Origin of the sequence: Variovorax paradoxus, assembly GCA_016806145.1 — a bacterium.
Lineage (GTDB): Bacteria > Pseudomonadota > Gammaproteobacteria > Burkholderiales > Burkholderiaceae_C > Variovorax.
In genome coordinates this window covers 2,110,169-2,135,755 of the sequence record CP063167.1, presented here as the reverse complement: position 1 = coordinate 2,135,755, position 25,587 = coordinate 2,110,169, and the positions used below count along the sequence as shown (strand labels likewise).

The following is a 25,587-nucleotide window of genomic DNA, read 5'->3' as shown; positions in this document are numbered from 1 at the left end:
GCGCAGGCTCCTAGCGTCCGCGCAGGCTGCGCGCCAGTGCCTGCGCGGCCTCCTGCAGCACCGGAATGCTCTTGTCGATGGTGGCACCCACGAGCCGGTTGACCGGGCCGATGATGCTCAGCGCGCCGACGAAGGCATCGCCCTGTCCGTGGACCGGCACCGCGATCGCGTTCGCATCGGGATTGCGCTCGCCATAGGACACGTAGAGCCCGTCGCGCCGCACCGCGTCGTACTTCGCGCCCTCGGCGCCGGTGAAGGCCATCAGCACGTGCGCGCTCGCGCCGCGGTCCATCGGCAGCTCGGCGCCCTCCTCCACGTGATGGCCGATCGAACTCGCGGCGAAGCGGCGGTACAGGCAGATGCGCCGGTCGCCCTCTCGGATGTAGAAGGCCGCGGTCTCGCCCAGGCGCTCGACGAGGCGGTCGAGCACGGGACGCACATGGCGCTCGAGGTCGAAGGTGTTCTGGTAGAGCACGCCGAGCCGCCACAGCGAGGGACCGAGGCGGAAGAAGCCGTCGTCGTCGCGGTGCAGGTAGCCGAAGTGCTCGAGCGAATGGAAGAGCCGCAGCACGGTGCTCGGATAGAAGCCGGTGCGCGCCGAGATCTCGCTCAGCGGCATGCGCGGCGTGCCGTCGGCGAAGGCCTCCAGCACCGACAGCGCGCGCTCGACGGCCTCGACGCGCGGCTTGTCCCTGGTCTCGGCCTCGGCCGGCGAATCGGCCTGTGGATCGGCCGCGACCGCCGTCTTGCGCGCGGCCGTTGTCTTGCCCTTGGGCGTCATGTCCATGCTCCTCGGGGTCTGCCCCAGTTTGACTTTGTGGAAAGAGCTCGCCTATGATTTTCTATCAGAGAGAAATAAATTCTACCAGATAGAAATTCAGAACCGAAAGCGATCCACAGCATGCGCACCATCCAAGGCGTTCCCGTCCTCGACACGCTGGCCGAACTGGTCGACCCGCGGCACACCGCCGTCGTGGTGATCGACATGCAGAACGACTTCTGCCACCCCGACGGCCACTTCGCGCGCAACGGCAAGGACATCGGCGCCATCGCCGCCTCGGTGCCCGCGCTCTCGGCCTTCGTGCGCGAGGTGCAGGCGCGGCAGGTGATGGTGGCCTTCATCCGCCAGCTCACGCTGCCGCACGGCCTGAGCGATTCGCCGGCCTGGCTGCGCTTCAAGTGCCGCGACGGCAAGACGCCCGAGTACACGCTCAAGGGCAGCTGGGGCGCCGAGCTGGTCGACGGGCTGGTGCCCGGCCCGCGCGACGTGGTGGTGGAGAAGTTCCGCCCCGACGCCTTCGTGCGCACGCCGCTCGACGGCCTGCTGCGCGCGCGCGGCATCCAGACCCTGGTGCTGGTCGGCAACTCGACCGAGGGCTGCGTGGAGTCCACGCTGCGCGGCGGCTCCTACCACGACTACTACATGGTGACGGTGCCCGAGTTGCTGAGCAGCACCAGCGCCGCGCTGCACGAGGGCTCGCTGCAGTTCATGCGCGCCCGCTATCCGCATGCCACGGCCGCCGAAGTGCTGGCGACCTGGCCCGATGCGCCCGCGACGCGCTGACGCCATGCAGGTGCGCGACCCCGACCGCCTGCGCGGCGGCTCCATCTTCCAACGGCCCCGGCTCGTGCTGCCCGGCGGCGCGCGCATCGCGGTCTGGGTCTGTCCCAACCTCGAGCACTACGAATGGCTGCCCGACCCGGTGCGCGTGCGCGACCCCTGGCCGCGCATGCCGCATCCCGACGTGCTCGGCTACGGCGCCAAGGACTACGGCAACCGCGTCGGCGTCTGGCCGATCTTCGAACTGTTCGATCGCCTCGGCATCCGCGCGACGGTGTCGCTGAGCCTCGCCAACTTCGAACGCTATCCGCAGATCATGGAAGCCTGCGAGGCACGCGGCTGGGACACGATGTGCCACGGCATCTACAACACCCAGTACCTCTGGGACCTCGACGAGGACGCCGAGCGCGCGCTGATCGCGAACTGCGTCGAGCGCTTCCGCCGCCTCACGGGCCGGCGCATGGCGGGCTGGTTCTCGCCGGCCATCTCGCACACGCTGCGCACGCCCGACCTCGTGGCCGAGGCCGGCTTCAAGTACTACTGCGACCTCTACCACGACGACCAGCCGACGCCGATCGCGGTACGCAGCGGCAGGCTCATCAGCCTGCCCTACCAGACCGAGCTCAACGACGCGGTGCTGCACGCCGGCGCCGCCGAGGGCCCCGAGTTCCTGCGCATCGCGCAGGACATGTTCGACACGCTGTATGCCGAGGGCGAGGTGCAGCCGCGCGTCATGAACATCGCGTTCCACCCGTACATCATGGGCCGACCGCACCGCCTGCGCTACCTCGAGGCGGCGCTGCGCCACATCGCGTCGCACGACAAGGTGTGGTTCGCCACCGGCGAGGAGATCGCCGACTGGTACTACGCCAACGGCTACGAGGCCACGCTGGCGGCCGATGCGGCACGCGATGCCACTCGCGACGCCATCCGCGCGCAAGCAGGAGCCGCGCCATGAGCGGTTCGCCTCTGCCCTCCGCGCAGCCGGCACCGCGCGGCATGGACCACGCGCTTTACGACTTCGAGCCGCTGCCCGCGCGCCCCGCGCTCTCGTTCGGCACGCGCCGGCTCGCGGCCTGCCTGGTGCTGCAGCTCGAGCACTGGGAGCTCGCGCCGCCCGAGGGCAGCCTGCGCGACCCGCGCTTCAAGGGCGAGTTCGGCACCTTCGCGCCCGAGTTCCGCACCTGGAGCTCGCGCGCCTACGGCAACCGCGTCGGCGTCTGGCGCATCCTCTCGCTGCTCGACGAATTCGGCTTCGCGCCCACGGTCGCGCTCGGCGCGGCCGTGGTCCAGACCCATCCCGAGCTGGTGGCCGAGATCGTGCGGCGCGGCTGGGAGGTGGCGGTGCACGGCTTCTCGGCCAACCGCATGATCAGCGCGCGCATGGACGAGGCCGAGGAGCGCGCGTTCATCGTCGCCTGCCGCGACATCGTCGCCTCGGCCTGCCCCGCGCCGCTGCGCGGCTGGCTCGGCCAGGACCACGGCCTGACGCCGCGCACCGGCGCACTGCTGCGCGAAGCGGGCTTCGCCTACACGCTCGACTGGCCGAACGACGACCAGCCCTACTGGCAGGCGACCGGCGAGCTGCCGCGCGGGCTGGTCGCGCTGCCCGCGCCCACCGAGCTCGACGACGTGCAGACCATCGCCCTGCGGCGCATCGCGCCCGAGCGCTTTCCCGGCCTGGTGCGCGACATGCTCGACGGCGCCGCGGCCCTGCCCGAGGGCCGCGTGTTCTCGATCGGCATCCATCCCTGGCTGTTCGGTGCGCCGCACCGCATCCGCTACCTGCGCCAGACCCTCGAGCTGCTGCGCGAACGCAGCGACGTGCTGCTCACCACCGCGGGCGACATCGCCGACCGATTCATCCACTGTTCCAAGGAAAGACCGCATGTTGCATAGCTCACTCAAGGCGGCACTGCTCGCGCTCGGCCTCGTGGCCTTCACCGCTTCCACCGCGCTCGCGCAGCCGGCGCCGCTTCGCACCGCGGTCGACCCCGTGGCCGCGCCCTTCGCGATGACCAGGCTCAGCGGCGGCCTCGAGGGCTTCAGCATCGACCTGCTCGCGGCCATCGGCACGCAGCTGGGACGCAGGATCGACGTCGCGGCCATGCAGTACTCGGGCGTGTTCCCCGCGATGCAGGCCGGCAACATCGACTTCGTCGGCGCGCCCGTCACGGCCACGCCGCTGCGCGCCGAGAGCATGATCTTCACCGAGGGCTTCCTCAACACCGACTACCAGTTCGTGACGGCCGCCTCGGCGCCGCTCGAAACGCTCGAGTCCTACCGCGGCAAGACCATCTCGGTCAACAAGGGCGCGGCCTACGACGCCTGGGCGCGCGCGCAGGCGCCCACCACGGGCTGGATCGTCGAGTCCTACGGCACCACCAACGACGCCATCGCCGCCGTGATCTCGGGACGCAGCGCGGCCGCGCTCACCAACACCACCGAGGTCGCCTGGGCGGTCAAGAAGAACCCGCGGCTGCGGCCCGGCTACCGGCATGCGACCGGCGAGGTGTTCTCGATGGCCTTCCGCAAGGACTCGGTCGCGCTGCGCAACGAGGTCGAGGGCGCGCTCGAATGCCTCAAGGCGCGCGGCGAGGTCGCCAGGCTCTACGAGAAGTGGTTCGGCGTCGCGCCCGCGGCCGGCTCGGTCGCCACCACGGTCGAACCCGGCTACGGCGTGGCCGGCCTGCCCGGCCACGACGCCGCGCCGCATCCGGCGAACTGCAAGAAATGAAGGCCGCGGCCATGACCCGACAGAAGTGCCCCGCATGAACGCGCCCATCCTGCAGATCCACGGACTGCGCAAGCATTTCGGCGGCAACGAAGTGCTCAAGTCCATCGACCTGTCGATCGCCACGGGCGAGCTGGTCTTCATCATCGGCCCCTCGGGCTCGGGCAAGTCGACCCTGCTGCGCTGCTGCAACCGGCTCGAGGAACCCGATGGCGGCTCGATCACCGTCGACGGCGAGGACCTGCTCTCGCCGCGCACGAACCTGAACCTGCTGCGCCAGCGCGTGGGCATGGTGTTCCAGCAGTTCAACCTCTATCCGCACCTGCGCGTGCTCTCCAACGTGACGCTCGCGCTGCGCAAGGTGCGCGGCCTGTCCGCCGCCGAAGCCGACCGCGCGGGCCTGGCCGCGCTGGAGCGCGTGGGCCTGGCGCACAAGGCCCGAGCCTATCCGGGCGAGCTCTCGGGCGGGCAGCAGCAGCGCGCCGCGATCGCGCGCGCGCTGGCGCTCGAGCCGAAGATCATGCTGTTCGACGAGCCGACCTCGGCGCTCGATCCCGAGCTGGTGTCCGAGGTGCTGCAGGTGATGCAGGAACTCAAGAAGACCGGCGTCACCATGGTCGTGGTCAGCCACGAGATGCGCTTCGCGCGCGACGCCGCCGACCGCATCGTCTTCATGGAGCACGGCGTGGTCGTCGAGCAGGGCTCGCCCGCGCAGATCCTCGCGGCGCCGCCGGGCAGCCGCGCGCGCGACTTCATGACCGACGCGCTGCATTGAGAAGAACGACAAGAGAGAACCCGGCACCATGGAATGGCAACGCTTCCTCGAGGTCTTCGCGAACCCCGCGATCTTCCGCACCTACGGCCCGAACATCGCGGCCGGCGCCGTGGTCACGCTGCAGGTGGCCGCGGCGGTCATCGTGACCGGCATCGCGCTGGGCCTGGCGCTCGCATCGGTGCGCGTCTACCGCATCCGTGCGCTGAACCTGCTGATCGTCGGCTTCGTCGACGTCTTCCGCGCGCTGCCGCCGCTGGTCGTGATCCTGCTGGCCTTCTTCGGCCTGCCGAACGCGGGCCTGAGCCTGTCGGCCTTCGTCGTGCTGTGGCTGGTGCTGAGCCTGGTGCTGGCGGCCTTCGCCGAGGAGATCTTCTGGGCCGGGCTGCTGTCGGTGCCCAAGGGCCAGTGGGAGGCCGCGCGCTCCACCGGCCTGGGCTTCACGCAGGCCTATGTCTACGTGGTGCTGCCGCAGGCGCTGCGCATCACGGTGCCGCCGCTGACCAACCGCACCATCGCCATCACCAAGAACTCGGCGCTGGGCACGGTCATCGGCGTGCCCGAGATCCTCAACCAGGCCTCGACCGCCCAGTCCTTCAGCGGCAGCGGCACGCCGCTGTTCATGGCGGCCATCGCCTACCTCGCGATCTTCGTGCCCTTCGTCGCGCTGGGCCGCGCGATCGAACGCCGCTTCCGCTGGAAGCGCCGCTGACCACCCGCGCCACCGTGCCGCCAGGACCGCCATGAACCAGCTTCTCGAACAGTTCTTCGACCTCTCGATCATGGCGGAGGTCTTTCCGCTGCTGATGCAGGGGCTGTGGGTCACGCTGCTGATCTGCCTGTGCACCATTCCCGTGGGCCTCGCCTCGGGCCTGCTCGCGGCCATCGCCGGCGGCGCGCGGCAGCGCTGGCTGCGCTGGCTGGTGGTGGTCTTCGTCGACCTGTTCCGCTCGCTGCCGCCGCTGGTGATCCTGATCTTCACCTACTCGGGCCTGCCCTTCTTCGGCGTGCGGCTCTCGCCGTTCGCGGCGGTGTGCGTGGCGCTCGTCTTGAGCATGACCAGCTACTTCTGCGAGGTGTTCCGCGCCGGCCTCGAGTCCGTGGGCCCGGGCCAGCGCGAGGCCGCCGCCTCCACCGGCCTCGGCCGCTTCACCACCCTGGCCTACATCGTCGTGCCGCAGGCCGTGCGCAACGTGCTGCCCGACCTGGTCTCCAACATCGTCGAGGTCGTCAAGCTCACCTCGCTCGCGAGCGTGGTGGCCATGCCCGAGCTGCTCTACAACGCCGACATGGCGCGCGCCGCCACCTACAACGCCACGCCGATGGTGCTGGCCGCGCTGATCTACCTGGCCATCCTGTGGCCCGTGGTGCGGATGCTGAGCCGGCTCGAGCACCGGTCCGCGCACTGAGCGGCGAGCGCCATCCACCGCGACAACGAGGTCTCCAAGTGACACGCATCCTGGTCATCGTCCCCTTCCCGCTCGACGCCCACAACCTCGCGCAGCGCCGCGAGCAATCGCACGCGGTTCGGTTGCCGAGCGGCACCACGCTCGAGTACCGCACGACCAAGGTCGCGCCCTCCAACTACGTGAGCGGGCACGACTCGGTGATCGCCGAGCTGTCGATCCTCGAGGTGGGCCTGGGCGCCGAGCGCGAGGGCTTCGATGCCGTGTGCATCGACACCATGAGCGACACCGGCATGACCGCGCTGCGCGCCGCGCTCACCATTCCCGTGATCGGCCCCGGCCGCCACGCGATGCTCACGGCGATGATGCTCGGGCGCCGCTTCTCGATCCTCACCATGTGGGACGCCTGGCAGCCGCTGTACCGCAAGACCATCGCCGAGCTGGGGCTGCAGGCGCATTGCGCCTCGGTGCGCGCCGCCAACCTGCGGCCCGACAACCGCAACCTGCTGGCCGGCAAGGAGGAGGAAGTGTTCCCGCGGCTCGAGGAGGTGGCGCTGCAATGCGTGCGCGAGGACGGGGCCGACGTGATCATCCTCGGCTCGACGACCATGCACCAGGCGCATCCGCACCTGGCGCAGCGGCTGCCGGTGCCGGTGGTCAATCCCGGCCCGCTGAGCTACGCACTGGCCGAGGCCGCGGTGCGGCTTCGCGCGCCCCACAGCCCGCGCGCCTATCCGCCGCAGGCCGTGCCGCGGCCCGAATGGCTCGCCGCGGTGCTCGCGGCCGGCGCGCGCGCCGAGGCCTGAGACCCCTTCTTCTTCGACGAACCCGCCATGACCCGCATCCTCGTCCTGCAACCGCACGCGTTCTCCGAGCCCGCGATCGCCGCGCCGCGACCAGCCTTCGAATCCGACATCGACGCAACCTACCGCGCCGTCGGCGGCGCCTGGAGTGCCGCCGGCGGCTTCGTCGACGCCGCGCTCGAGGACCTCGCCGTGTTCGAGGCCGGCCGCCATGCCGCCGAAGAGGGCTTCGATGCCGTGTGCGTCGATGCCCTCGACGACGGCGGCGCGAACGCGCTGCGCTCGATGCTCGCGCTGCCCGTGCTCGCCACCGCCAAGACCGTGGCGCTGCATGCGCTCACGCTCGGTGGCCGCTTCGCGCTGATCGCCGGCACGCGCGAACGTGCCGTGCGCGCCGCCGCCGCGCAGCGCCAGTGGGGCATCGAGCGCCACTGCGCGGCGCTGCGCACGGCCGAGCCGGATGCGCCGCATGCGCTGCGCGCCACGCTGTGGGAATGCCTCGATCAGGGCGCCGAGGTGCTGTGCTTCGACAGCGGCGCGCTGAGCACCGCGGCGCGCAAGATCGCGCCCGACTTCCCGCTGGCCCTGCTCGATCCCGTCGAGGTGACCGTGCGCCTCGCGCAGGCGCTGGTCGCCGTGTCGCTGACGCACAGCCGCACGGCTTCGCCGGCGCCGCTGGTGCCGAAGCTGGCGGTGATCGAGGCGATGGCGAGGCAGGCCGTCTCCCAGGCGACACCCTGGACCCGGCCTTCCGTCCCCGCGCGCGACTAGCCGGGAGTGCCCGGTTCCACGGCACGGCCACTCGCCCCCGCGTCAACCCCTTGTTACAAGCTCGCGAGATACTCGGGAGGTGAACGCCCCGTCCCTTTTTCTCCCGTCCCACCACGACCCGCTGATCGTCGCGGCCTCCCTGCTGATCGCCACCCTGGCTTCCTTCGTCGCGCTCGACCTGTCGCGGCGCATGCGCGGGCCGCGCGGGGATTTCCAGCCGCTGTGGTGGAGCGTCGGCTCGGTGGTGCTGGGCACGGGGATCTGGTCGATGCACTTCGTGGGCATGCTGGGCTTCACGCTGCCGATCGAACTCGGCTTCTCGGGCTGGTACACCTTCCTGTCGTGGGTCGCGGCGGTCGCGGCCTCGGGCGTGGCGCTGTGGGTCGCGAGCCGGCCCAACTACAGCCTCGGGCGGCTGGGCCTGGCCTCGCTGGTCATGGGCGGCGGCATCTGCGCCATGCACTACATCGGCATGGCGGCGCTGCAGATGGCGCCCGGCATCCTGTGGCAGCCGGTGATCGTGGCGCTGTCCGCGCTGATCGGCATCGGCGCCTCGGCGGTGGCGCTGCTGATCATGCGCAACCTGGGCCGCGTGAGCGCCGCCCGGCGCCCGGCCGTGCAGCTGCTGGCCGCGCTGGTGATGGGCGTGGCGATCTGCGGCATGCACTACACGGGCATGGCGGCGGCGAATTTCGCGCCCGATTCGGTCTGCCTGAGCGCGGGCGAGCTGCATGGCGCGGGACTCACGGTGATCGTGGTGCTGGCGTCGTGCGTGCTGCTGCTGGGCACGCTGCTCGGCTCCATCCTCGAGGCGCGCATGCAGATGGTCACGCAACGCCTGGCGCTGTCGCTCGAGGACGCCAACGCCGAGCTCACCCATGCCAACCGCGAGCTGCAGCGCCATGCCTTCACCGACGCGCTGACCGGCCTGCCGAACCGCGTGCTGTTCGAGGACCGGCTCGAGCACGCGCTCGCGCGCATGGCGCGCGTCAACCAGCCGCTGGTGAAGGAACGCGTGGCGATCCTGTTCGTCGACCTCGACGGCTTCAAGCCGATCAACGATTCCTTCGGCCACGCGGCCGGCGACGAGATCCTGCGTGCCGCGGCCAGGCGGCTGACGGAGGTCGCGGGCGACGGCGACACGGTGGCGCGCATCGGCGGCGACGAGTTCCTGCTGCTGCTCGAGGGCGTGAGCGATGCGGCCGAGGCTGCCCAGGTCGCCAACCGCGCGCTTCGCAAGCTGGCCGAGCCCTTCTCGCTGCAGGACAAGCCGCTGCAGATCGCCTGCTCGATCGGCATCGTGGTCTACCCCGGCCAGGGCGAGCCCGACAAGCTCGTGGCCAATGCCGACGCCGCGATGTACATCGCCAAGCGCGCCGGCGGCGCGAACTACGTGATGTTCGAATCGCACATGGGCTCCGACGTGGCGGCGCAGCTGCGGCTGCAGAGCGACCTGCGCCGGGCCGTCGACCTGAACCAGTTCGAGCTGCACTACCAGCCGAAGATGGACGGGCGCGACGGCTCGCTCAGCGGCGTGGAGGCGCTGGTGCGCTGGAACCACCCCGAGCTCGGCCTGATCGGGCCGATGCAGTTCATCGGGCTGGCCGAGCGCTTCGGCATGATCGTGCGCCTGGGCGACTGGATCCTCGACGAGGCCTGCCGGCAGATCGCCCAGTGGCGCACGCAGGGGCTGTCGATGCCGGTGGCGGTGAACCTGTCGGTGATGCAGCTGCGCGAGGTCGATTTCGTCGAGCGCGTCGAGCGCGCGCTGACTCGGCATGCGGTGCCGGCCTCGCTGCTGCTGTGCGAGATCACCGAGTCGGTGGCGATGGAGGACATCCGCGCCACGCAACGCACCTTCGAGGGCCTGGCGGCCGTGGGCGTGTTCCTGTCGATCGACGATTTCGGCACCGGCTACTCGAGCCTGAGCCAGCTGCGCCGGCTGCCCGCGCGCCAGGTCAAGATCGACCGCAGCTTCGTGCAGGACCTTGAATCCAAGGAGGATTCGCGCGCCGTGGTCGACGCCGTGATCCGGCTCGCGCACGCGCTGGGCCTGAGCGTGGTGGCCGAGGGCGTCGAGAACGAGGCCCAGCGCGACATCCTGCTGACGATGGGCTGCGACGAGCTGCAGGGCTTCCTGTACTCGCGCGCGCTGCCGGCCCCGCAGCTGTTCGACTGGCTCGCGGTGCGCGCCGCGGCCTGAGCGCGGCCCGCCGCCGCCGTCATCGGCCGCGCGGCAACGGCGCGAGCCGCCACCAGCACAGCGCGCAGCCCAGCAGCAGCAACACCGCGGCGATGCCCGCCGACAGCTGCATGCCGCGCAGGAAGGCCTGCGGCGCGGTGTGGCGCACCAGGTGGCCGAACACCGCGACCCCGAGCAGCCCGCCGACCTGGCGCGCGGCATTCAGCACGCCCGAGGCGATGCCCGCGCGCGAGGCCTCGACCGAAGACAGCGCGAGGTTGGTCATCGTCGGCACGCACAGCGCCGTGCCGCTCGCGGCCAGCAGCATCGGCACGATCAGCCAGGCATAGGCGCCCTCGATGCGCACCGGCAGCAGCAGCGCATAGCCGCAGGCCGCCAGGCCCAGCCCCATCACCATCAGCCGCCGCGCGCCGATGCGCGTGACGAGCCGGCCCGCGAGCACGCTGGCGCCCATCAGCACCAGCGTCATCGGCAGGAAGGCCAGGCCGGTCCGCTGCGGCGACAGGTGCTGCTGGACCTGGAAGAACAGGCTGAAGACGAAGACCAGCCCGTAGTAGCCGAAGTTGACGACCACGCCGCACAGGGAGGCGATCGCGAAGGCGCGGATGCGCAGCAGGCCCAGCGGCAGCATCGGCGCGGCGCTGCGTGCCTCGATCCAGACGAAGGCCCCGCCCGCCGCGAGCGCCAGCAGCAGCCCGCCCGCGACCCAGGCGCTGGTCCAGCCCAGTCGCCCGGCCTCGACCAGCGTCGCCGTCAGCGCGGCGAGCGCGAGCACGGCCGCCAGTTGCCCGGGCCCGTCGAGGCGCCGCGCATGGCCCGGCCCGTCGGCGGGCACGTGGCGCATGGTCAGGGCCCCGGCCAGCAGGCCGATCGGCAGGTTGATCAGGAAGATGCTGCGCCAGCCCCCGTGCGCGACCAGCACGCCGCCGAGCACCGGCCCGGCCGCCATCGCGATGCCGCCGATCGCGCCCCACCAGCCGATCGCGCGGCTGCGCTCGGCCGGGTCCGCGAAGGCCCGCTGCAGCATCAGCAGCGAGTTGGGCACCAGCAGCGCCGCGCCGACGCCCTGCAGCAGGCGCGCCGCCACCAGCGTGCCGAGCCCGGGCGCCGCGCCGCAGGCGACCGAGGCCACGGTGAACAGCGCGAGGCCGCCGAGGTAGATGCGGCGCGGCCCGAAGCGGTCGCCGAGCGCGCCACTGCTCAGCAGCAGGGCCGCGAACACCAGCGTGTAGGCATTGACTACCCATTGCAGCCCGGCCACGTCGGTGCGGAACTCGCGCAGCAGCGCGTCGAGCGCGACATTGACCACGCTCACGTCGAGCAGCACCACGACGAAGCCCAGCGACGCGGCCACCAGCGTGCCCCGGCGCGACGACGATCCGGTTCGCATGTTCCACCCTTTGCATCCATGAAGAGGAGGCGATGGTGCGCCGCGGCGCTCTGTGCGTGAACTCCCTAAAATCGCGGACTCACTGCGAGAAAACGCACAGATAGAGAACACCATGTTCGACTGGGAGAACCTGCGCCATTTCCTGGCCGTCGGCCGCGCCGGCACGCTGTCGGGCGCCGCGCGTTCGCTGGGTGTCGACCATGCGACGGTGAGCCGCCGGCTGGCGGCGCTCGAGGCCGAACTGGGATTGCCGCTGGTGGAGCGGCTGCCGCGCGCCTGTCGCCTGACGGCCGCGGGCCTCGAGGTCTTCGAGCAGGCCAAGGCGATGGAGAGCGCCTCTTTCGCCATCGCGCGGCGCAGCCAGGCGCGGCAGGTGTCGCTGCGCGGCAAGGTGACGCTGAGCGCCTCGCCGGTGCTGGCCACGCACTTCCTCGCCGCGCGCATGGCGGACTTCCATTCGGCCTACCCGGACATCCAGCTGTCGGTGCGCTCCGAGGCCCAGCAGGTCTCGCTGAGCCGCGGCGAGGCGGACCTCGCACTGCGCCATGTGCGGCCCAGCGAACCGAACAACATCGCGCGCCGCGTCGGCCGCATTCCCTTCGCGCTCTATGCGGGCCGCGACTACCCCGCCCTCGCGGAGCCCGCGCGCTGGACCTTCATCGCCTACGACGACCGCTTCGCCGACATGCCCCAGCAGCGCTGGCTGCTCGGCAACGCGGGCGAGCGCCCGGTGAGCTGCGAACTCGGCGACATCAGCAGCCAGCTCGTTGCCGCGCGTGCCGGCGCCGGCGTCGCGGGCCTGCCCTGCTTCCTCGGCGACGCCGAGCCCGCATTGGTGAAGCTCGAGCCCGGCGGCGAGCCCTTCGAGCATGCGATCTGGCTGGTCACGCACCGCGAGCTCAAGCGCTCGGCCACGGTGCGCGCGGTGATGGACTATCTCGCCCGGGCCTTCGCCGACAGCGAGGCGCTGCGGCTGCCCTGATCGACGCGTCCTAGGACGCGTCGAGCACCTCGCGCACCCGCACCGCCAGTTCCTCGATCGTGAAGGGCTTGCCGATCAGGTGCACGCCCGCGTCGAGCACGCCGTTGTGCACCACCGCGTTGCGCGTGTAGCCCGTGGTGAACAGCACCTTGAGTTCGGGCCGCCGCCGCAGCGCCTCGTCGGCCAGCTTGCGGCCGTTGGTCTCGGGCATCACGACGTCGGTGAACAGCAGCTGGATCTCGGGATGGGCATCGATGAGCTTCAGCGCCGCCACGGCGCCATCGGCCTGCAGCACGCGGTAGCCGAGCTCGGTGAGCGCCGCGACCGTCAGCTGCCGCACCGCGGGCTCGTCCTCCACCACGAGGATCAGCTCCTCGGTGCCGCCCAGCGGCGTGTCGGGGGCGGCCTCGGCCTTCTCGTCCTCGGCGGGCGCACCGAGCAGGCGCGGCAGGTAGACCTTCACGGCCGTGCCCTCGCCGACCTCCGAATAGATCTTCACGTGGCCGCCCGACTGCTTGACGAAGCCGTAGACCTGGCTCAGCCCCAGCCCCGTGCCGCGGCCCACCTCCTTGGTGGTGAAGAAGGGATCGAAGGCCTTGGCGACCACTTCGGCGGCCATGCCCGCGCCGGTGTCGCTGACGGCGATCATCACGTACTGCCCGGCCGAGAGACCGAGGTGCTCGACGGCATAGCGCTCGTCGAGGTGGGTGTTGGCGGTCTCGATGGTGAGCCGCCCGCCATCGGGCATGGCGTCGCGCCCGTTGACCGCGAGGTTCAGGATCACGTTCTCGAGCTGGTTGGGGTCGGCATGCGTGCGCCACAGGCCGCCGGCCAGCACGGTCTCGAGCTGGATCGCGCCGCTGAGCGAGCGGCGCAGCAGGTCCGACATGCCCGCCACCAGCCGGTTGGCGTCCAGGGATTCGGGGCGCAGCGGCTGCTGGCGCGAGAAGGCGAGCAGGCGTTGCGTCAGCAGCGCGGCGCGCTTCGCACCGTCGCGCGCGGCCTCGACATAGCGACGGGCGCGCGTGTCGTCGGCCGCGAGCTGGCGGCCCAGCAGGTCGAGCGAGCCGATCACCACCGCGAGCATGTTGTTGAAGTCGTGCGCGATGCCGCCGGTGAGCTGGCCCACCGCCTCCATCTTCTGCGCCTGGCGCAGCGCCTCCTCGGTCTTGAGCCGCTGCGCGACCTCCTCGGCCACGCGGTGCTCGAGCGAGTCATTGAGCTCGAGCAGCGCGCGCTCGGCGCGGTGGCGCTGGGTCACGTCCTGGAACAGCACCGCGACCTGGCGGCGTTCGGGCGGCTCGACGCGGAAGGCCGCGAGCTCCAGGAACCGGCCGGTGCGCACCAGCTCGCGCTCGAAGCGCACCGGCTCGCCCGTGAGCAGCACGCGGCGGTAGATCTCGACCCAGCCGTCGGCCTCGTCGGGCACCATCTCGCGCACCCGCTGGCCCACCACGTCGGCGATGCCCGCATTGGCCAGGTAGGCCGGGTTGGCCGTGACGTGGATGTAGTCGCTCATCGGGCCGTGCGGCCCGTCGAGGAATTCGATGACGCAGAAGCCCTCGTCGATGGTCTCGAACAGCGTGCGGAACTGCCGGTGGCTCTCGCGCAGCGCGAGTTCGGCCGCCTTGCGCTCGGTCAGATCGAGCATGGCGCCGATCATGCGCAACGGTTGGCCCTGCGCGTCGCGCAGCACCGTGCCGCGGTCGAACACCGCGGCATAGCTGCCGTCCTTGCGCAGGAAGCGGTACTCCTGCGTCCAGGCCGTCCCGCCGCCGTCGATCACCGCATGGATGCCGGTCTCGACGCGCTCGCGGTCCTCGGGATGGATGTGGTCGAGCCACCAATCGGCACTGGTCTCTTCCTCCGTGTGGCCGAACAGCGTGGTCAGCGCCTGGTTCCAGACCACGTGGCCGTCGGACAGACGCCAGTCCCAGACCGCGTCGTTGGTGGCCAGCACCGCGAGCCGGTAGCGCTCCTCGGTCTCCCTGCGCTGCGCCTGGCGCCGCGTGGCTTCGTCCTCCTTGTCGGCGAGCCGGCGTCGGGCCAGCACCTCGGCGGTGGTCTCCCAGACGGTGCACAGCAGGCCGCGCACGACGCCCTGCTCGTCGCGCAGCGGCGCATAGGAGAAGGTGAACCAGGTCTGTTCGTCCTGCCCGTCGCGGTTGACGACCAGCGGCAGGTCCTCGCGACGGACCGGGCTGCCCGCCAGTGCCGTGTCGATCAGCGGTCCCACATCGGGCCAGATCTCGGCCCAGACCTCGGCCAGCGGCGCGCCCAGAGCTGCCGGGTGTTTGCCGCCGAGCACCCCGGCGTACAGCTCGTTGTAGACCATGCCCAGCCCCTCGCCCCAGGCCAGCCACATCGGCAGGGCCGAATCGAGCATCAGCGACACCGCCTGGCGCAGCGGGCCGCTCCAGCCCTGCGGCGGGCCGAGCGTCGAGCGCGTCCAGTCGTGGTCGCGCAGGAGCCCGGCGGCGAACGTGCCGTCCGGGTGGAAATGTCCTCCGTGCTGCAGTGCGGTGCCAGGTCCGCCGTATGTCTCGCCGTTCTTCATGAGTGCGTCCGCGTGCTGGGCGTATCCCTCGATCCGCCTTCCAGGCCGGTATCGTAGGGGCGCCGCGGCCCTTGCCGCGTCGGCGGGCAGGCCGTTTTCGCGCGCGGGCACCCGGTGGTCGGCCGGCACCACCGTTTCCGCAGTGCCGCGGTCCTAGCGCGCCCGGTTGCGCATCGCGTAGAGCAGCACCAGCGTCGCGACGATCTCGAGTCCCGCGACAGCGTAGAGACCGGTGGCCACGCTGCCCGTGGAGGTCTTGAACCAGCCCATCGTGAAGGGGGCCGCGAAACCCGCCAGGTTGCCGACCGAGTTGATGAAGGCAATGCCGCCCGCCGCGGCGGTGCCCGTCAGGAAGGAGGCCGGGATCGACCAGAAGACGGGAAAGGCCGCCAGGATGCCGATGGTCGCGAAGCTCAGCGCGGCCATGGCGAGCACCGGGCGATCGATGAGCAGGCCGGTCGCCACGAGGCCGATGCCCGCGACCAGCGTCGCGAAGGCGCAGTGCCGCCGGCGCTCGCCCGAGGCGTCCGAGTGCATGCCGTTGAGCACCATCGCGACCGTGCCGAGGATGAACGGAACCGCCGACAGCAGGCCGATGTTCAAGGTGCCCTTCACGCCGAGCTCCTTGACGATCGAGGGTGTCCAGAACGCGATGGTGGCGTTGCCGCTCACGATGCAGAAATAGGCCGCGGTGCACAGCCACAGCGCCGGGTTGCGCAGCGCCAGCGCGAAGCTCGACTGCTTGGCGGCATCGACGTTCTCCTTCTGCAGCTCGGCAGCGAGCGCGGCCTTCTCGGCCTCGGTCAGCCAGCGTGCCGACTGCGGCCGATCGGGCAGCCAGGCGAGCACCGCGAAGCCCGCGAGAACCGAGGGAATGCCCTCGAGCAGGAAGAGCCATTGCCAGCTGCGCAGCGGCGCGACCCCGTCCATGCCGCTCATGATCCAGCCCGCGAGCGGGCCGCCGATCACGCCGGCGATGGCGAACGAGGTCATGAAGAAGCCGTTGATCTTGCCGCGGCGATGCGCCGGCACCCAGTACGTGAGGTAGAGCATCACGCCCGGGAAGAAGCCAGCCTCGAAGGCGCCGAGCAGGAAGCGAAGCACGTAGAAGGAGGTCGGCGTCTCCACGTAGATCATCGCCATCGAGGTCAGGCCCCAGAGGATCGTGATGCGCGCGAGCGTCTTGCGCGCGCCGATCCTCTGCAGCAGCAGGTTGCTCGGCACCTCGAACAGGAAGTAGCCGATGAAGAAGATGCCCGCGCCCAGTCCGTAGACCGCTTCGCTGAACTGCAGGTCCTGCAGCATCTGGAGTTTCGCGAAGCCCACGTTGACGCGATCGATCCACGCCAGCAGGAACAGGAAGACCAGGAAAGGCACCAGCCGCCACGCGATCTTGCGGTGCATGCGGTCATGGCCCGAGAGGGCCTGGTCGCCGGCCGGCAGCCGCGCGAGGGATGAGACAGAGGTAGCGTCCACGACAGTTTCCTTTTCCTTCAATGACAGAAATCGGGCGTGCGTCATTTTGTACGCACGATGTTTATAAATATATTTATAGACATCCAATCGCGCACTGGTAGTTACCCCTCCCCACCCCTCTCCACCTCGTATTTCACCGCTTCCATCGTTCTCGAATCGAGAAAGGACCATTGCCGCACAGGCGGTTTCCGCGCCGTGCGCTTGCCCCTAAGGTCCGGTTCCGGCCACGCGAGAGATGCGTACCGGCACACCGAACCGAACGAAATGGAGCGACTTTCAATGTCTCGATGGATACGCAAGATCGGCGCCGCGGCGTCACTGTGGGGCGCGCTGGGCGCGACCCTCGCCCTGGCGGGGCCCGTGGTGGGCAAGAGCCCGTGGGGACCGAACGACGAGCGCGGCCGGCTGAACCTCATGACCGCGGCGACGCAGGCCGGCATCCTGTCGCGCGCGGAGGGCTCGCGCGTGTACGACCTGTCGGTGGAGTACTTCGTCGGCATGCCGAGCTGGCACGGCCTGGGCGATCCGCGCTACCAGATCTGGATGACGCACACGCCGCACGGCACCGTGGTCGACGATCCGATGGGGGTCGGCCACACGCAGAACAAGCACGTGAGCTACACCGGCGCCGCGATCTCCATGTACACCCACATGGGCACGCACATCGATGCGCTCAACCACTTCGGCCTCGACGGCAAGATCTGGAACGGCTTCGACGCACGCGAGCACCTCGGCGACCGCGGCTGGAAGAAGACCGGCGCGGAGACCATCCCGCCGATCGTCGCGCGCGGCGTGCTGATCGACGTGGCCAGCGCCAAGGGCGTGGAGATGCTCGCGCCGGGCTATCGCGTCACGCGGGCCGACCTGCAGCAGACGCTCGAGCGGCAGCGCGTGAAGCTGGAGACCGGCGACGTGGTGCTGATCCGCACCGGCCGCATGAAGCTTTACGAGAAGGCCGACGCCTACATGGATTCGCCGCCGGGCATGAGCGTGGATGCCGCGCGCTTCCTCGTGGAATCGGGCGGCGCCATGGTCGTGGGCGCCGACAACCTGAGCTTCGAGACCTTCCCGCCCGACGCCGACGATAACTACGTGCCGGTCCACACCTATCTGCTCGCGCAGCAGGGCACGCCGATCATCGAGCTGGTCAACCTGGAGGCACTCGCCAGGGACCGCGTCTACGAGTTCGCATTCATCGGTGCCTCGCTCAAGCTGCGCGGGGGCGACGCCGCGCCGATCCGCCCGATCGCCATGCCGCTGCGGCGCTGAGGCCGGCACGGATCGCGCGCCGCGCCCGGCGGCTGCTACGCTCGGCGCCATGGACCGCTATGCCGCCATGCAGTACTTTTGCCGGGTCGTCGAGCAGGGCAGCCTCGCCGCCGGCGCACGCTCGCTCAACCTCTCGAACTCGGTCGTGACCAAGGCCATCCAGTCGCTGGAGACCTGGACCGACTGCCGCCTGCTCGCGCGCACCACGCGCAGCATGCAGCTCACGGAAGCGGGCGAGCGCTTCTATGGCTTCTGCCAGCGCATGCTCGAGGACACCGAGCGCACGCTGAGCGACGTGCGCTCGGCGAGCCGCGGGCTGACGGGCCGGCTGGTCGTGGCGGCGCCGGTCTCGCTCACGCTCTCGCACCTGCATGTGCATCTGCATGCGTTCCAGGCGCAGCACCCGGGCATCGAGCTCGAGATGCGGCTGAACGACCGGCCGGTCGATCTGGTGCGCGAGGGCGTCGACGTGGCGCTGCGCGGCCAGGCGCGCCTCGAGGACTCGAGCCTGGTCGCGGTGCCGCTGATGGACCTGTCGCGCGTCGTGTGCGCGGCACCGGCCTACTGGGAACGCCATGGCCGGCCCGCGACGCCCGCCGAGCTGTCGACGCACGACTGCCTGCAGTACCTGCTGGGCGACGACGTCGGCGAATGGGCATTCGACGGGCCCGGCGGCCCCATGCGCGTGCGCGTGAAGGGCAGCTTTCGCGCCGACAACAGCCTGCTGCTGATCGATGCGATGCAGCGCGGCGTCGGGCTGGGCCTGGTGCCTACCGTGATGGTGCAGGAGGCACTCGCCGATGGCCGCCTGCAGGCCGCGCTCGAGGACTGGGTTGCGCCGCCGCGCCGCCTGTTCGCGGTCTATCCGACGCGCGAGCACCTGATGCGCAAGGTGCACGCGTTCGTCGCCTTCCTCAAGCAGCGGCTGCCGCCGCTCAATTCAGCAGCTCCTTCGGCAGCGCCGCCATGAACGATGCGAAGTTGGTCGATCCCTGGCCCGGGCTCATGTGCGCGACCATCAGCTCGGCGGCCGCCCTGGCATCGCGCTGCTGAATCGCCTCGAGCAGCTTCGCGTGCTGCTCCCATGAGGACCTGAGCCGGCCGAACGCGGCGAAGGCGTGGCGCCGGTAGGCACCGGTCTGCGAGCGCATGCGCAGGATCTCCTGGCGCAGATAGGGATTGCGCGCACCCTGGTAGAGCGCCTCGTGGAAGCGCCGGTTGTGCTCCTGCCAGGCCTTCACGTCCTCCTTCTTCACGGTGGCGGCCGCGCGTTCGTGCGAGCGCGCGAGCTCGAGGCGTTCCTCCGCCGTCATGCGCTCGCAGGCCAGCCGCACGCACAGGCCCTCGAGCTCGGCCAGCAGTTCCCACATCGCCAGCAGCTGGGTCATGTCCATCTTCGCGACCACCATGCCGCCGCGCGGCAGGCTTTCCACCAGGCCCTGGGCCTGCAGCTGCAGCAGTGCCTCGCGCACTGGCGTGCGCGAGACCTCGTAGGCCTTCATCAGTTCCTGCTCGTCCACCGCATCGCCGGGCAGCAGCGTGCCATCGCGGATGGACTCCTCCACCGCGAGCCGTATGCGTTCAGCAGTCTTCATGAGACGGGCTCCCTTCCAACGACGTTGGAAACAACGATTGAACAAAACACATTTGTGAGCTATAAATATATTTATAGACCGTATCCATCTTTCCAGTTTACCCGCCCCGAGCATGGGCCACCTGCCAGGAGACCGCCTTGACCGACCCCGCCCTCGAGCCATGGACCACATGGGTCGCGCTGAGCCTGCAGTTGCACGGCATCCATGCCGACCCCGGACTCGCGCTGCGGGCGGCGCGCACGCTGTCGCGACTCGCGCCGATGGCGAGCGGACTCGCCGCGGGTGGCATGGCGGCGTCGCTCGACGAGCTTCGCGCGGAGCCCGTGCATGAGTGAGGCCGCGATCCCCTCCATCGCCGAACTGCGCCGCGCGATCGCCACGGGCCGCCGCACCGTCGACGAGGCGCTGGACCTGCAGCGCGAGGCCTTCGGTCGCGGTGCGGCCCTGCACCACTGCGTGGTCGAACATGCGCACGCCAGCCAGCCGGTCGCGCGAGCGCCGCTGTCCGGCATTGCGATGGCGCACAAGGACGTGTTCCACACCGGCCTGCGCGCCGCGGGACAGGGCCGGCCCTCGGGCAGCCAGGCCGGCGCGCCCCCTGCCGCCGCCTCGGCCGCGTTGCAGCGTCTGGCCGCACAGGGCGCGAGCTACCTCGGCGCGCTGGCCATGGCCGAGTTCGCCTGCGGTGCCACCGCGGAGAACCCGCACTTCGTCGCGCCGCTGAACCCGCTCGACCCGGCCGCGGCCGTCGGCGGCTCGTCGAGCGGCTCGGCCGTTGCGGTGGCGGCCGGCCTGTGCCGCGCCTCGCTGGGCACGGACACCGCGGGGTCGGTGCGCATTCCCGCCTCGACCTGCGGCGTGGTCGGGTTCAAGCCCGGCCCCGGCGCGATCGATGCGCGCGGCGTGTCGCCGCTGGCGCCCTCGCTCGACACCGTCGGGGTGATCGCGCGTTCGGTCTCGGACGCCGCGCACGTGTTCGCTGCACTGCAGCCCGACGAGGCCCCGCTCGCGCAATGCCTCGCCAGCCCGGAAGGCATCGAGCAGGCACTGTCGCGCCACCGGCCGTGGCGCGTCGCCTCCGCGCTGGACCAGCCCGATCTGCGGGACGACGTCGCGCAGCGGCTGGACCGGTTCGAGTCGCGCGCCACCTCGCGCGCCGTGGCGTGGCGCCGCATCGCGCTGCGGGGGCTCGAGCCGCTCTCGTGCCTCGCCCAGGTCGTGCTGCACGTGGAGGCCGCGCTCACGCATGCGCACAGCGCGCGGCACGCGCTCGACTCCCTGGCGCCGATCACGCAGGCCATCGTGCTGCCGGGCTGGGCCGTGCCGGCCGCCTGGTACCGGCACGCCCGCGAGGCACGTGCGGCCTGGCGCGATGCCTTCGTCGCCGCGCACCTGGCGCAGGCCGACGTGCTGCTGCTGCCCTCGCTGCCGCGCGGCGTGCCCGATGCGCGGGCCGTGACCACCACCGCCGACGGCTTCGACCCGCGCGAACTGGTGGCGCTGCACCGCTACCACGCCTTCGCGAACTACCTCGGGCTGCCCGCGCTGTCGTTCCCGGTCGGCACCGACGCGCGCGGCCGGCCGGTCTGCATCCAGGCCCTCGCAGCGCCCGGCAACGAGGCCGGGCTGCTGGCCTTCGGCCACCAGTTCGCCGCCACGGCGAGCCCCCTTCTTCATTGACTTCCACGGAAAGAACCATGCCCAAGATCAACGCCTCCCCTGCCCTCGCGCGCTTCAGGGTGCTCGACCTGTCCCGCGTGCGCGCGGGCCCCACCTGCGTGCGCATCCTCGCGGACTTCGGTGCCGACGTGATCCGCATCGAGCCACCCGCGGGCGTCGATCCGAACGAAGCGATGTTCGCGGCCGACCGCTGGGGCGGCGACTTCCAGAACCTCAACCGCAACAAGCGATCGATGACGCTGAACCTCAAGAAGCCCGAGGGCCTCGAGGCCTTCATGCGGCTGGTGGAAACGGCCGACGTGGTGGTGGAGAACTGGCGCCCCGACGTCAAGGCGCGGCTGGGTGTCGACTACGAGGCGCTGCGCGCGGTCAATCCGCGCATCATCCTCGCGAGCATCTCGGGCTTCGGCCAGGACGGACCTTATGCCTGGCGACCGGGCTTCGACCAGATCATCCAGGGCATGGGCGGGCTGATGTCGGTCACGGGCTTCCCGGCCCAGGGCCCCGTTCGCGCCGGCCTCGCGGTGGCCGACTCGGGCACCGGCATCTATGCGGCCACCGGCATCCTGATCGCGCTGCTCGAGCGCGAGCGTTCGGGCCAGGGCCAGTGGGTGCACGGCTCGCTGCTGCACACGCAGGTCGCGCTGATGGACTTCCAGGCCGCGCGCTACCTGAACGACGGCGACGTACCGGCCCAGGCCGGCAACGACCATCCGACGAGCAGCCCGATGGGCCTGTTCCAGGCGCGCGACGGCGTGTTCAACCTCGGCGCCTCGGGCGAAGGCAACTGGCTGCGGTTGTGCGAGTGCCTGCAGGTCCCGCACCTGAAGGACGCACCCGAGTACGCCACCGAGAAGCTGCGCGTCGAACACCGCGGCGCGCTCAACGACGCCCTGGCCGCGCTGTTCAGGGAGCGCACGGTCCAGCAATGGGTCGAGCTGCTGAACCAGGCCGGCGTGCCCGCGGGCCCGGTCTACTCGATCCCGCAAGTCTTCGAGGATGCCCAGGTGCATCACCTCGGCATCGCGCAGGAGGTGCAGGCCGGCAACGGCAGGCGCTACCGGCTGGTGTCGCAGCCGATCACGCTGGCGCGCACGCCGGCGCGCATCGCGCATGCGGCGCCGGCCTGGGGCGAGCACACGACCGAGATGCTGGCCGAGATCGGCTACACGGCCTCCGACATCGAGCGCCTGCAGGCGAAGGCGGCCGTATGAGCGGCGGACACATCCGGACCGAGACGGCCGCGGGCATCGGCACGCTCGTGATCAGCCACGCCAGCAAGCACAACGCGATGACGCTGGCCATGTGGCGGCAACTGGGCGACGCGGTGACATCGCTGGCGCAGGACGACCGCGTGCGCGTGATCGTGGTCACCGGCGAAGGCGATGCCGCTTTCGTCTCGGGTGCCGACATCGGCGAGTTCGCCCAGCAGCGCAGCGGCGCCGACGCCGTCGCGGCCTACGACCAGGCCGTGACCACGGCGCAACGGGCACTCGCCCGATGCCCCAAGCCGACGGTGGCCCGCATCCAGGGCATCTGCATGGGCGGCGGCATCGGCATCGCCGCCGCCTGCGACCTGCGCTTCGCCTCGGCGCGGGCGCGCTTCCGGATGCCGGCCGCGCGCATCGGCCTGGGCTATGCCTACGAAGGCATGCAGCGGCTGGTGACGCTGCTGGGCGCGCCCACCACCTTCGACCTGTTCTACACCGCGCGCAGCATCGAGGCCCCCGAGGCGATGCGCCTCGGTCTGGTCAACGACAGCATCGCGGCCGACGCGTTCGATGCCGAGGTGGCTTCGCGCGTGGCACTGATCGCGCAGAATGCGCCGCTGTCCCTGCGTGCCGCGAAGGCCGCGATCCTCGCCGCGCTGGACGCGCCCGCCGGGCCGGCACGCGAAGCGATCGATGCGCTCGTGCGGCAGTGCTTCGCGAGCCGCGACTATGCCGAGGGCCAGGCGGCCTTCACCGAGCGGCGCGCGCCCCGTTTCGAAGGGCGGTGAACCGATGACCGCCACCATGGAAAGGCCCCAGCCATGAGCAATCCACGCATTCCCTTCCAGCTGTCTTCCGAACGCACGCCGCTGCAGCCGCTCGACGGCGGCCACATCCTCGTTCACATCGTCGTGAACGTGGAGCACTGGCCCTTCGACCGCCCGATGCCGCGCACGCTGCTGACGCCGCCGCACGGCAAGGAGACCGTGCCCGACGTGCCGAACTTCGCCTGGGCCGAGTACGGGCTGCGCTGCGGCCTGCCGCGCATGATCGAGGCCCTGCGCGACCGCGGGCTGCGGGCCTCGGCGAGCCTCAACGCCTCGGTGATCGATTCGCACCCGGGTGCCGCGCTGGCCATGCTGGAGGCCGGCTGGGAATTCATCGGCCACGGGGTGCAGCAGCAGTCGCTCGCGCAACTCGACGCCCACGCGCAGGCGGAGGCGGTGCGCCGGTCACTCGAGCGCATCGCCGCCTTCACCGGCACCCGGCCGCGCGGCTGGCTCTCGCCGGGCCTGCGCGAGGCAGCCGACACGCCCGACATCCTCGCCGCCGCCGGCGTCGACCACGTGCTCGACTGGTGCCTGGACGACCTGCCCTGCTGGATGCGCACCGCGCACCGTCCGCTCATGGCCCAGCCCTACATGCTGGAAGTCAACGACTCGGTGATCTACGCGGTCGAGAAGCATTCGTCGCCAGAGATGAAGCTGCGGCTCGAGCGCACGCTCGACGTGTTCGCGCGCGAGGCGGCCCGCCACGGCCAGCCCCGGGTGCTGGCGATCGGCTTGCACCCGCACCTGATGGGCGTTCCCCATCGCTTCGGCGACTTCGAGGCCATGCTCGAGCTGCTGCTCGCGCACCCGATGGTGCGGGTGGTGACCGGCAGCGCCATCCACGACTGGTACGCCGCGCAGGTTCCCGCGCCGGCTGCGCTCGTCGCCCCGCCCGGCGACGCTCCCTTCTTCCCGATGCCCCAATGAACGCCATCGACACCCTCATCGCCCACGTGCGCGCGCACGACTTCGACACCCTGCCGCCCGCGGCCGTGGCCGCCGCGCGGATGTTCATCCTCGACACCGTCGGCGTCGGCATCTCCGGCTCCCGGCATCCACGCATGCCGGCGCTGCGGCAGGCGGCGCGCGCGCTGGGCGACGGCGACGCGGTCACGGTCTGGGGCAGCGGCGAGAAGCTGCCCTTTCCGTCGGCCGCGATGCTCAACGCCTACCAGGTGTTCAATCAGGAGTTCGACGCGGTGCACGACATCGCCGTGGTCCATGCCTTCGCCTGCATCGTGCCGGCCGCGCTCGGCTTCGCGCAGCGCGAGGGCGGCGTTTCGGGCAAGGCCCTGATCGCGGCCGTGGCGCTGGGGCTCGACGTGGCGATCTACATCGCCCTGGCCCAGCGCGCGCCGATGCGTTTCTTCCGCCCCGCCATGTGCGGCGGCCTCGGCGCCACGGCCACGCTGTGCAAGCTGGCCGGCATGGACGCAGAGACCCTGCACGACGCGCTCGGCCTCGCCTACAGCCACCTCTCGGGCACCATGCAGGCGCACAGCGAGGGCTCGCCGGCCGTCGGCCTGCAGGTCGGCCTCAATGCCCGCGCGGCCGTCACCGCCTTCGAACTCGCACGCGCGGGTTTCCCGGGTCCGCGCGACATCCTCGAGGGGCCGTTCGGCTACTTCGCGCTCTACGACTTCGGCCAGGCTCGCTGGAGCGAGGTGGCGGCCGACGTCGGCCAGGTGTTCCAGATCGAGCGCATGAGCCACAAGCCCTATCCCACCGGCCGCGCCACCCATGCCGGCGTCGATGCGGTCGTCGACCTCATGGCCGCGCACGGCTTCGCGGCGGACGACGTGGAGGCCGTGCGCGTGCATGCCTCGGCGCTGATCGCGCGCCTCGTGGGCCGGCCGGCCCGGCGCGGCATGGACTCGGCCAGCGCCAAGCTCAGCATGGGCTTCGTGGTCGCGACGGCCCTGCGCAAGGGCCGCGTCGGCATCGAGGACTTCGACCCGGCCGCGCTGGACGATGCCACCACCTTCGAACTGGCGCGCCGGATCGAGGTGGTGGACGACGGCAATCCGAACCCGAATGCCCTGGGGCCGCAGGCGGTCGAGGTGGTGCTCAAGGATGGCCGCATGCTGCGCCTCGAAGTGCCGCACTTTCTCGGCAGCCCCGGCCGGCCGCTGCCGGCCGCGGACCAGCACGCCAAGTTCATGGCCTGCTGCGCCTCGGCCGTGCCGCCGATGCCGGTGTCGCGCGCCGAAGCGCTGGCCGTGGCGCTGCGCCGGCTCGACGAACTGGAGGATGTGCGCGAGCTCGTGGCGCTGATGACGGTGGCGGGTTGAGCGGCAGGAAGATTCACTCAGCAGCGCAGCGCATATCCATCTGCGCATAACGCGCT

24 protein-coding genes are annotated in these 25,587 nt (G+C 71.0%); 19 read left to right on the top strand and 5 right to left on the bottom strand.

Annotated elements, in window-relative coordinates; genetic code table 11:
* Positions 1-10 precede the first annotated feature (10 nt).
* Positions 11-781 carry an IclR family transcriptional regulator gene (locus INQ48_41090; protein ID QRF61760.1) on the bottom strand — a complete coding sequence of 257 codons (771 nt, stop codon included), beginning with the start codon at positions 779-781 and terminating at the stop codon, positions 11-13.
* Positions 782-901: 120 nt separating this feature from the next.
* Between INQ48_41090 and INQ48_41085 the strand changes: the two genes are divergently transcribed.
* From INQ48_41085 to INQ48_41040, 10 genes are all read left to right on the top strand, one after another.
* Positions 902-1,564, top strand: a complete 663-nt coding sequence (locus tag INQ48_41085) for a cysteine hydrolase (GenBank protein ID QRF61759.1) — start codon at positions 902-904, stop codon at positions 1,562-1,564.
* Positions 1,565-1,568: 4 nt separating this feature from the next.
* Positions 1,569-2,519 (top strand): polysaccharide deacetylase family protein, encoded by a 951-nt coding sequence (locus tag INQ48_41080; GenBank protein QRF61758.1) that lies wholly within the window; start codon positions 1,569-1,571, stop codon positions 2,517-2,519.
* Entirely contained in the window at positions 2,516-3,460 is a 945-nt protein-coding gene (locus tag INQ48_41075; GenBank protein QRF61757.1) for a polysaccharide deacetylase family protein, read from the top strand. Before INQ48_41080 ends, INQ48_41075 begins: the two co-directional genes overlap by 4 nt.
* Positions 3,450-4,298, top strand: a complete 849-nt coding sequence (locus INQ48_41070; GenBank protein QRF61756.1) for a transporter substrate-binding domain-containing protein — start codon at positions 3,450-3,452, stop codon at positions 4,296-4,298. Before INQ48_41075 ends, INQ48_41070 begins: the two co-directional genes overlap by 11 nt.
* A 46-nt stretch (positions 4,299-4,344) precedes the next feature.
* Entirely contained in the window at positions 4,345-5,070 is a 726-nt protein-coding gene (locus INQ48_41065; protein QRF63190.1) for an amino acid ABC transporter ATP-binding protein, read from the top strand.
* A gap of 28 nt (positions 5,071-5,098) precedes the next feature.
* The gene (locus INQ48_41060; protein QRF61755.1) at positions 5,099-5,779 is read left to right on the top strand and encodes an amino acid ABC transporter permease; all 681 of its coding nucleotides are present in this window, start codon (positions 5,099-5,101) and stop codon (positions 5,777-5,779) included.
* Positions 5,780-5,810: 31 nt separating this feature from the next.
* Entirely contained in the window at positions 5,811-6,476 is a 666-nt protein-coding gene (locus INQ48_41055) for an amino acid ABC transporter permease (protein QRF61754.1), read from the top strand.
* A gap of 38 nt (positions 6,477-6,514) precedes the next feature.
* On the top strand, positions 6,515-7,279 hold the full coding sequence (locus tag INQ48_41050; protein ID QRF61753.1) for a hydrogenase expression protein HupH: 765 nt from the start codon (positions 6,515-6,517) through the stop codon (positions 7,277-7,279).
* A 27-nt stretch (positions 7,280-7,306) separates the two neighbouring features.
* Positions 7,307-8,047: a hypothetical protein gene (locus INQ48_41045; protein QRF61752.1), complete on the top strand. Its 741-nt coding sequence runs from the start codon at positions 7,307-7,309 to the stop codon at positions 8,045-8,047.
* Positions 8,048-8,126: 79 nt separating this feature from the next.
* Complete coding sequence (locus tag INQ48_41040) at positions 8,127-10,250, top strand: EAL domain-containing protein (GenBank protein QRF61751.1); 2,124 nt, start codon at positions 8,127-8,129, stop codon at positions 10,248-10,250.
* A gap of 19 nt (positions 10,251-10,269) precedes the next feature.
* On the opposite strand, the gene INQ48_41035 is transcribed toward INQ48_41040, so the two are convergent.
* Positions 10,270-11,640: an MFS transporter gene (locus INQ48_41035; protein ID QRF61750.1), complete on the bottom strand. Its 1,371-nt coding sequence runs from the start codon at positions 11,638-11,640 to the stop codon at positions 10,270-10,272.
* 112 nt (positions 11,641-11,752) lie between these two features.
* Between INQ48_41035 and INQ48_41030 the strand changes: the two genes are divergently transcribed.
* Positions 11,753-12,622, top strand: a complete 870-nt coding sequence (locus INQ48_41030; GenBank protein QRF61749.1) for a LysR family transcriptional regulator — start codon at positions 11,753-11,755, stop codon at positions 12,620-12,622.
* Between the two features lie 10 nt (positions 12,623-12,632).
* Here INQ48_41030 and INQ48_41025 read toward each other — a convergent pair whose 3' ends face one another.
* Both INQ48_41025 and INQ48_41020 read right to left on the bottom strand, forming a co-directional pair.
* Positions 12,633-15,179, bottom strand: coding sequence for a PAS domain S-box protein (locus INQ48_41025; GenBank protein QRF61748.1), 2,547 nt, complete (start codon positions 15,177-15,179; stop codon positions 12,633-12,635).
* Positions 15,180-15,332: 153 nt separating this feature from the next.
* Positions 15,333-16,583 (bottom strand): MFS transporter, encoded by a 1,251-nt coding sequence (locus INQ48_41020; protein ID QRF63189.1) that lies wholly within the window; start codon positions 16,581-16,583, stop codon positions 15,333-15,335.
* A gap of 336 nt (positions 16,584-16,919) precedes the next feature.
* Between INQ48_41020 and INQ48_41015 the strand changes: the two genes are divergently transcribed.
* Together INQ48_41015 and INQ48_41010 are read left to right on the top strand one after the other, a co-directional pair.
* On the top strand, positions 16,920-17,924 hold the full coding sequence (locus INQ48_41015) for a cyclase family protein (GenBank protein QRF61747.1): 1,005 nt from the start codon (positions 16,920-16,922) through the stop codon (positions 17,922-17,924).
* A gap of 49 nt (positions 17,925-17,973) precedes the next feature.
* Positions 17,974-18,894 (top strand): LysR family transcriptional regulator, encoded by a 921-nt coding sequence (locus INQ48_41010; protein ID QRF61746.1) that lies wholly within the window; start codon positions 17,974-17,976, stop codon positions 18,892-18,894.
* Here the strand turns inward: INQ48_41010 and INQ48_41005 are convergent.
* Entirely contained in the window at positions 18,860-19,519 is a 660-nt protein-coding gene (locus INQ48_41005; protein ID QRF61745.1) for a GntR family transcriptional regulator, read from the bottom strand. The two genes, INQ48_41010 and INQ48_41005, sit on opposite strands and share 35 nt — an antisense overlap.
* 137 nt (positions 19,520-19,656) lie before the next feature.
* On the opposite strand from INQ48_41005, the gene INQ48_41000 reads away from it, so the two are divergent.
* The 6 genes from INQ48_41000 to INQ48_40975 are packed head-to-tail and all read left to right on the top strand — an operon-like array spanning position 19,657 to position 25,531.
* Positions 19,657-19,854, top strand: a complete 198-nt coding sequence (locus tag INQ48_41000) for a hypothetical protein (protein ID QRF61744.1) — start codon at positions 19,657-19,659, stop codon at positions 19,852-19,854.
* Positions 19,847-21,199, top strand: a complete 1,353-nt coding sequence (locus INQ48_40995) for an amidase (GenBank protein ID QRF61743.1) — start codon at positions 19,847-19,849, stop codon at positions 21,197-21,199. The genes INQ48_41000 and INQ48_40995 overlap by 8 nt, the downstream gene beginning before the upstream one ends.
* Positions 21,200-21,216: 17 nt before the next feature.
* The gene (locus INQ48_40990; GenBank protein QRF61742.1) at positions 21,217-22,413 is read left to right on the top strand and encodes a CoA transferase; all 1,197 of its coding nucleotides are present in this window, start codon (positions 21,217-21,219) and stop codon (positions 22,411-22,413) included.
* The gene (locus INQ48_40985; GenBank protein QRF61741.1) at positions 22,410-23,198 is read left to right on the top strand and encodes an enoyl-CoA hydratase/isomerase family protein; all 789 of its coding nucleotides are present in this window, start codon (positions 22,410-22,412) and stop codon (positions 23,196-23,198) included. The genes INQ48_40990 and INQ48_40985 overlap by 4 nt, the downstream gene beginning before the upstream one ends.
* Before the next feature lie 33 nt (positions 23,199-23,231).
* Positions 23,232-24,167, top strand: coding sequence for a polysaccharide deacetylase family protein (locus INQ48_40980; GenBank protein QRF61740.1), 936 nt, complete (start codon positions 23,232-23,234; stop codon positions 24,165-24,167).
* The gene (locus INQ48_40975) at positions 24,164-25,531 is read left to right on the top strand and encodes an MmgE/PrpD family protein (GenBank protein ID QRF61739.1); all 1,368 of its coding nucleotides are present in this window, start codon (positions 24,164-24,166) and stop codon (positions 25,529-25,531) included. Before INQ48_40980 ends, INQ48_40975 begins: the two co-directional genes overlap by 4 nt.
* Positions 25,532-25,587 lie beyond the last annotated feature (56 nt).

Coding starts and splice junctions, on each gene's coding strand:
- INQ48_41090 (QRF61760.1), bottom strand. CDS start 781: ATGACGCCCAAGGGCAAGACAACGGCCGCGCGCAAGACGGCGGTCGCG.
- INQ48_41085 (QRF61759.1), top strand. CDS start 902: ATGCGCACCATCCAAGGCGTTCCCGTCCTCGACACGCTGGCCGAACTG.
- INQ48_41080 (QRF61758.1), top strand. CDS start 1,569: ATGCAGGTGCGCGACCCCGACCGCCTGCGCGGCGGCTCCATCTTCCAA.
- INQ48_41075 (QRF61757.1), top strand. CDS start 2,516: ATGAGCGGTTCGCCTCTGCCCTCCGCGCAGCCGGCACCGCGCGGCATG.
- INQ48_41070 (QRF61756.1), top strand. CDS start 3,450: ATGTTGCATAGCTCACTCAAGGCGGCACTGCTCGCGCTCGGCCTCGTG.
- INQ48_41060 (QRF61755.1), top strand. CDS start 5,099: ATGGAATGGCAACGCTTCCTCGAGGTCTTCGCGAACCCCGCGATCTTC.
- INQ48_41055 (QRF61754.1), top strand. CDS start 5,811: ATGAACCAGCTTCTCGAACAGTTCTTCGACCTCTCGATCATGGCGGAG.
- INQ48_41045 (QRF61752.1), top strand. CDS start 7,307: ATGACCCGCATCCTCGTCCTGCAACCGCACGCGTTCTCCGAGCCCGCG.
- INQ48_41035 (QRF61750.1), bottom strand. CDS start 11,640: ATGCGAACCGGATCGTCGTCGCGCCGGGGCACGCTGGTGGCCGCGTCG.
- INQ48_41030 (QRF61749.1), top strand. CDS start 11,753: ATGTTCGACTGGGAGAACCTGCGCCATTTCCTGGCCGTCGGCCGCGCC.
- INQ48_41025 (QRF61748.1), bottom strand. CDS start 15,179: ATGAAGAACGGCGAGACATACGGCGGACCTGGCACCGCACTGCAGCAC.
- INQ48_41020 (QRF63189.1), bottom strand. CDS start 16,583: ATGCACCGCAAGATCGCGTGGCGGCTGGTGCCTTTCCTGGTCTTCCTG.
- INQ48_41015 (QRF61747.1), top strand. CDS start 16,920: ATGGAGCGACTTTCAATGTCTCGATGGATACGCAAGATCGGCGCCGCG.
- INQ48_41010 (QRF61746.1), top strand. CDS start 17,974: ATGGACCGCTATGCCGCCATGCAGTACTTTTGCCGGGTCGTCGAGCAG.
- INQ48_41005 (QRF61745.1), bottom strand. CDS start 19,519: ATGAAGACTGCTGAACGCATACGGCTCGCGGTGGAGGAGTCCATCCGC.
- INQ48_40995 (QRF61743.1), top strand. CDS start 19,847: ATGAGTGAGGCCGCGATCCCCTCCATCGCCGAACTGCGCCGCGCGATC.
- INQ48_40990 (QRF61742.1), top strand. CDS start 21,217: ATGCCCAAGATCAACGCCTCCCCTGCCCTCGCGCGCTTCAGGGTGCTC.
- INQ48_40985 (QRF61741.1), top strand. CDS start 22,410: ATGAGCGGCGGACACATCCGGACCGAGACGGCCGCGGGCATCGGCACG.
- INQ48_40980 (QRF61740.1), top strand. CDS start 23,232: ATGAGCAATCCACGCATTCCCTTCCAGCTGTCTTCCGAACGCACGCCG.
- INQ48_40975 (QRF61739.1), top strand. CDS start 24,164: ATGAACGCCATCGACACCCTCATCGCCCACGTGCGCGCGCACGACTTC.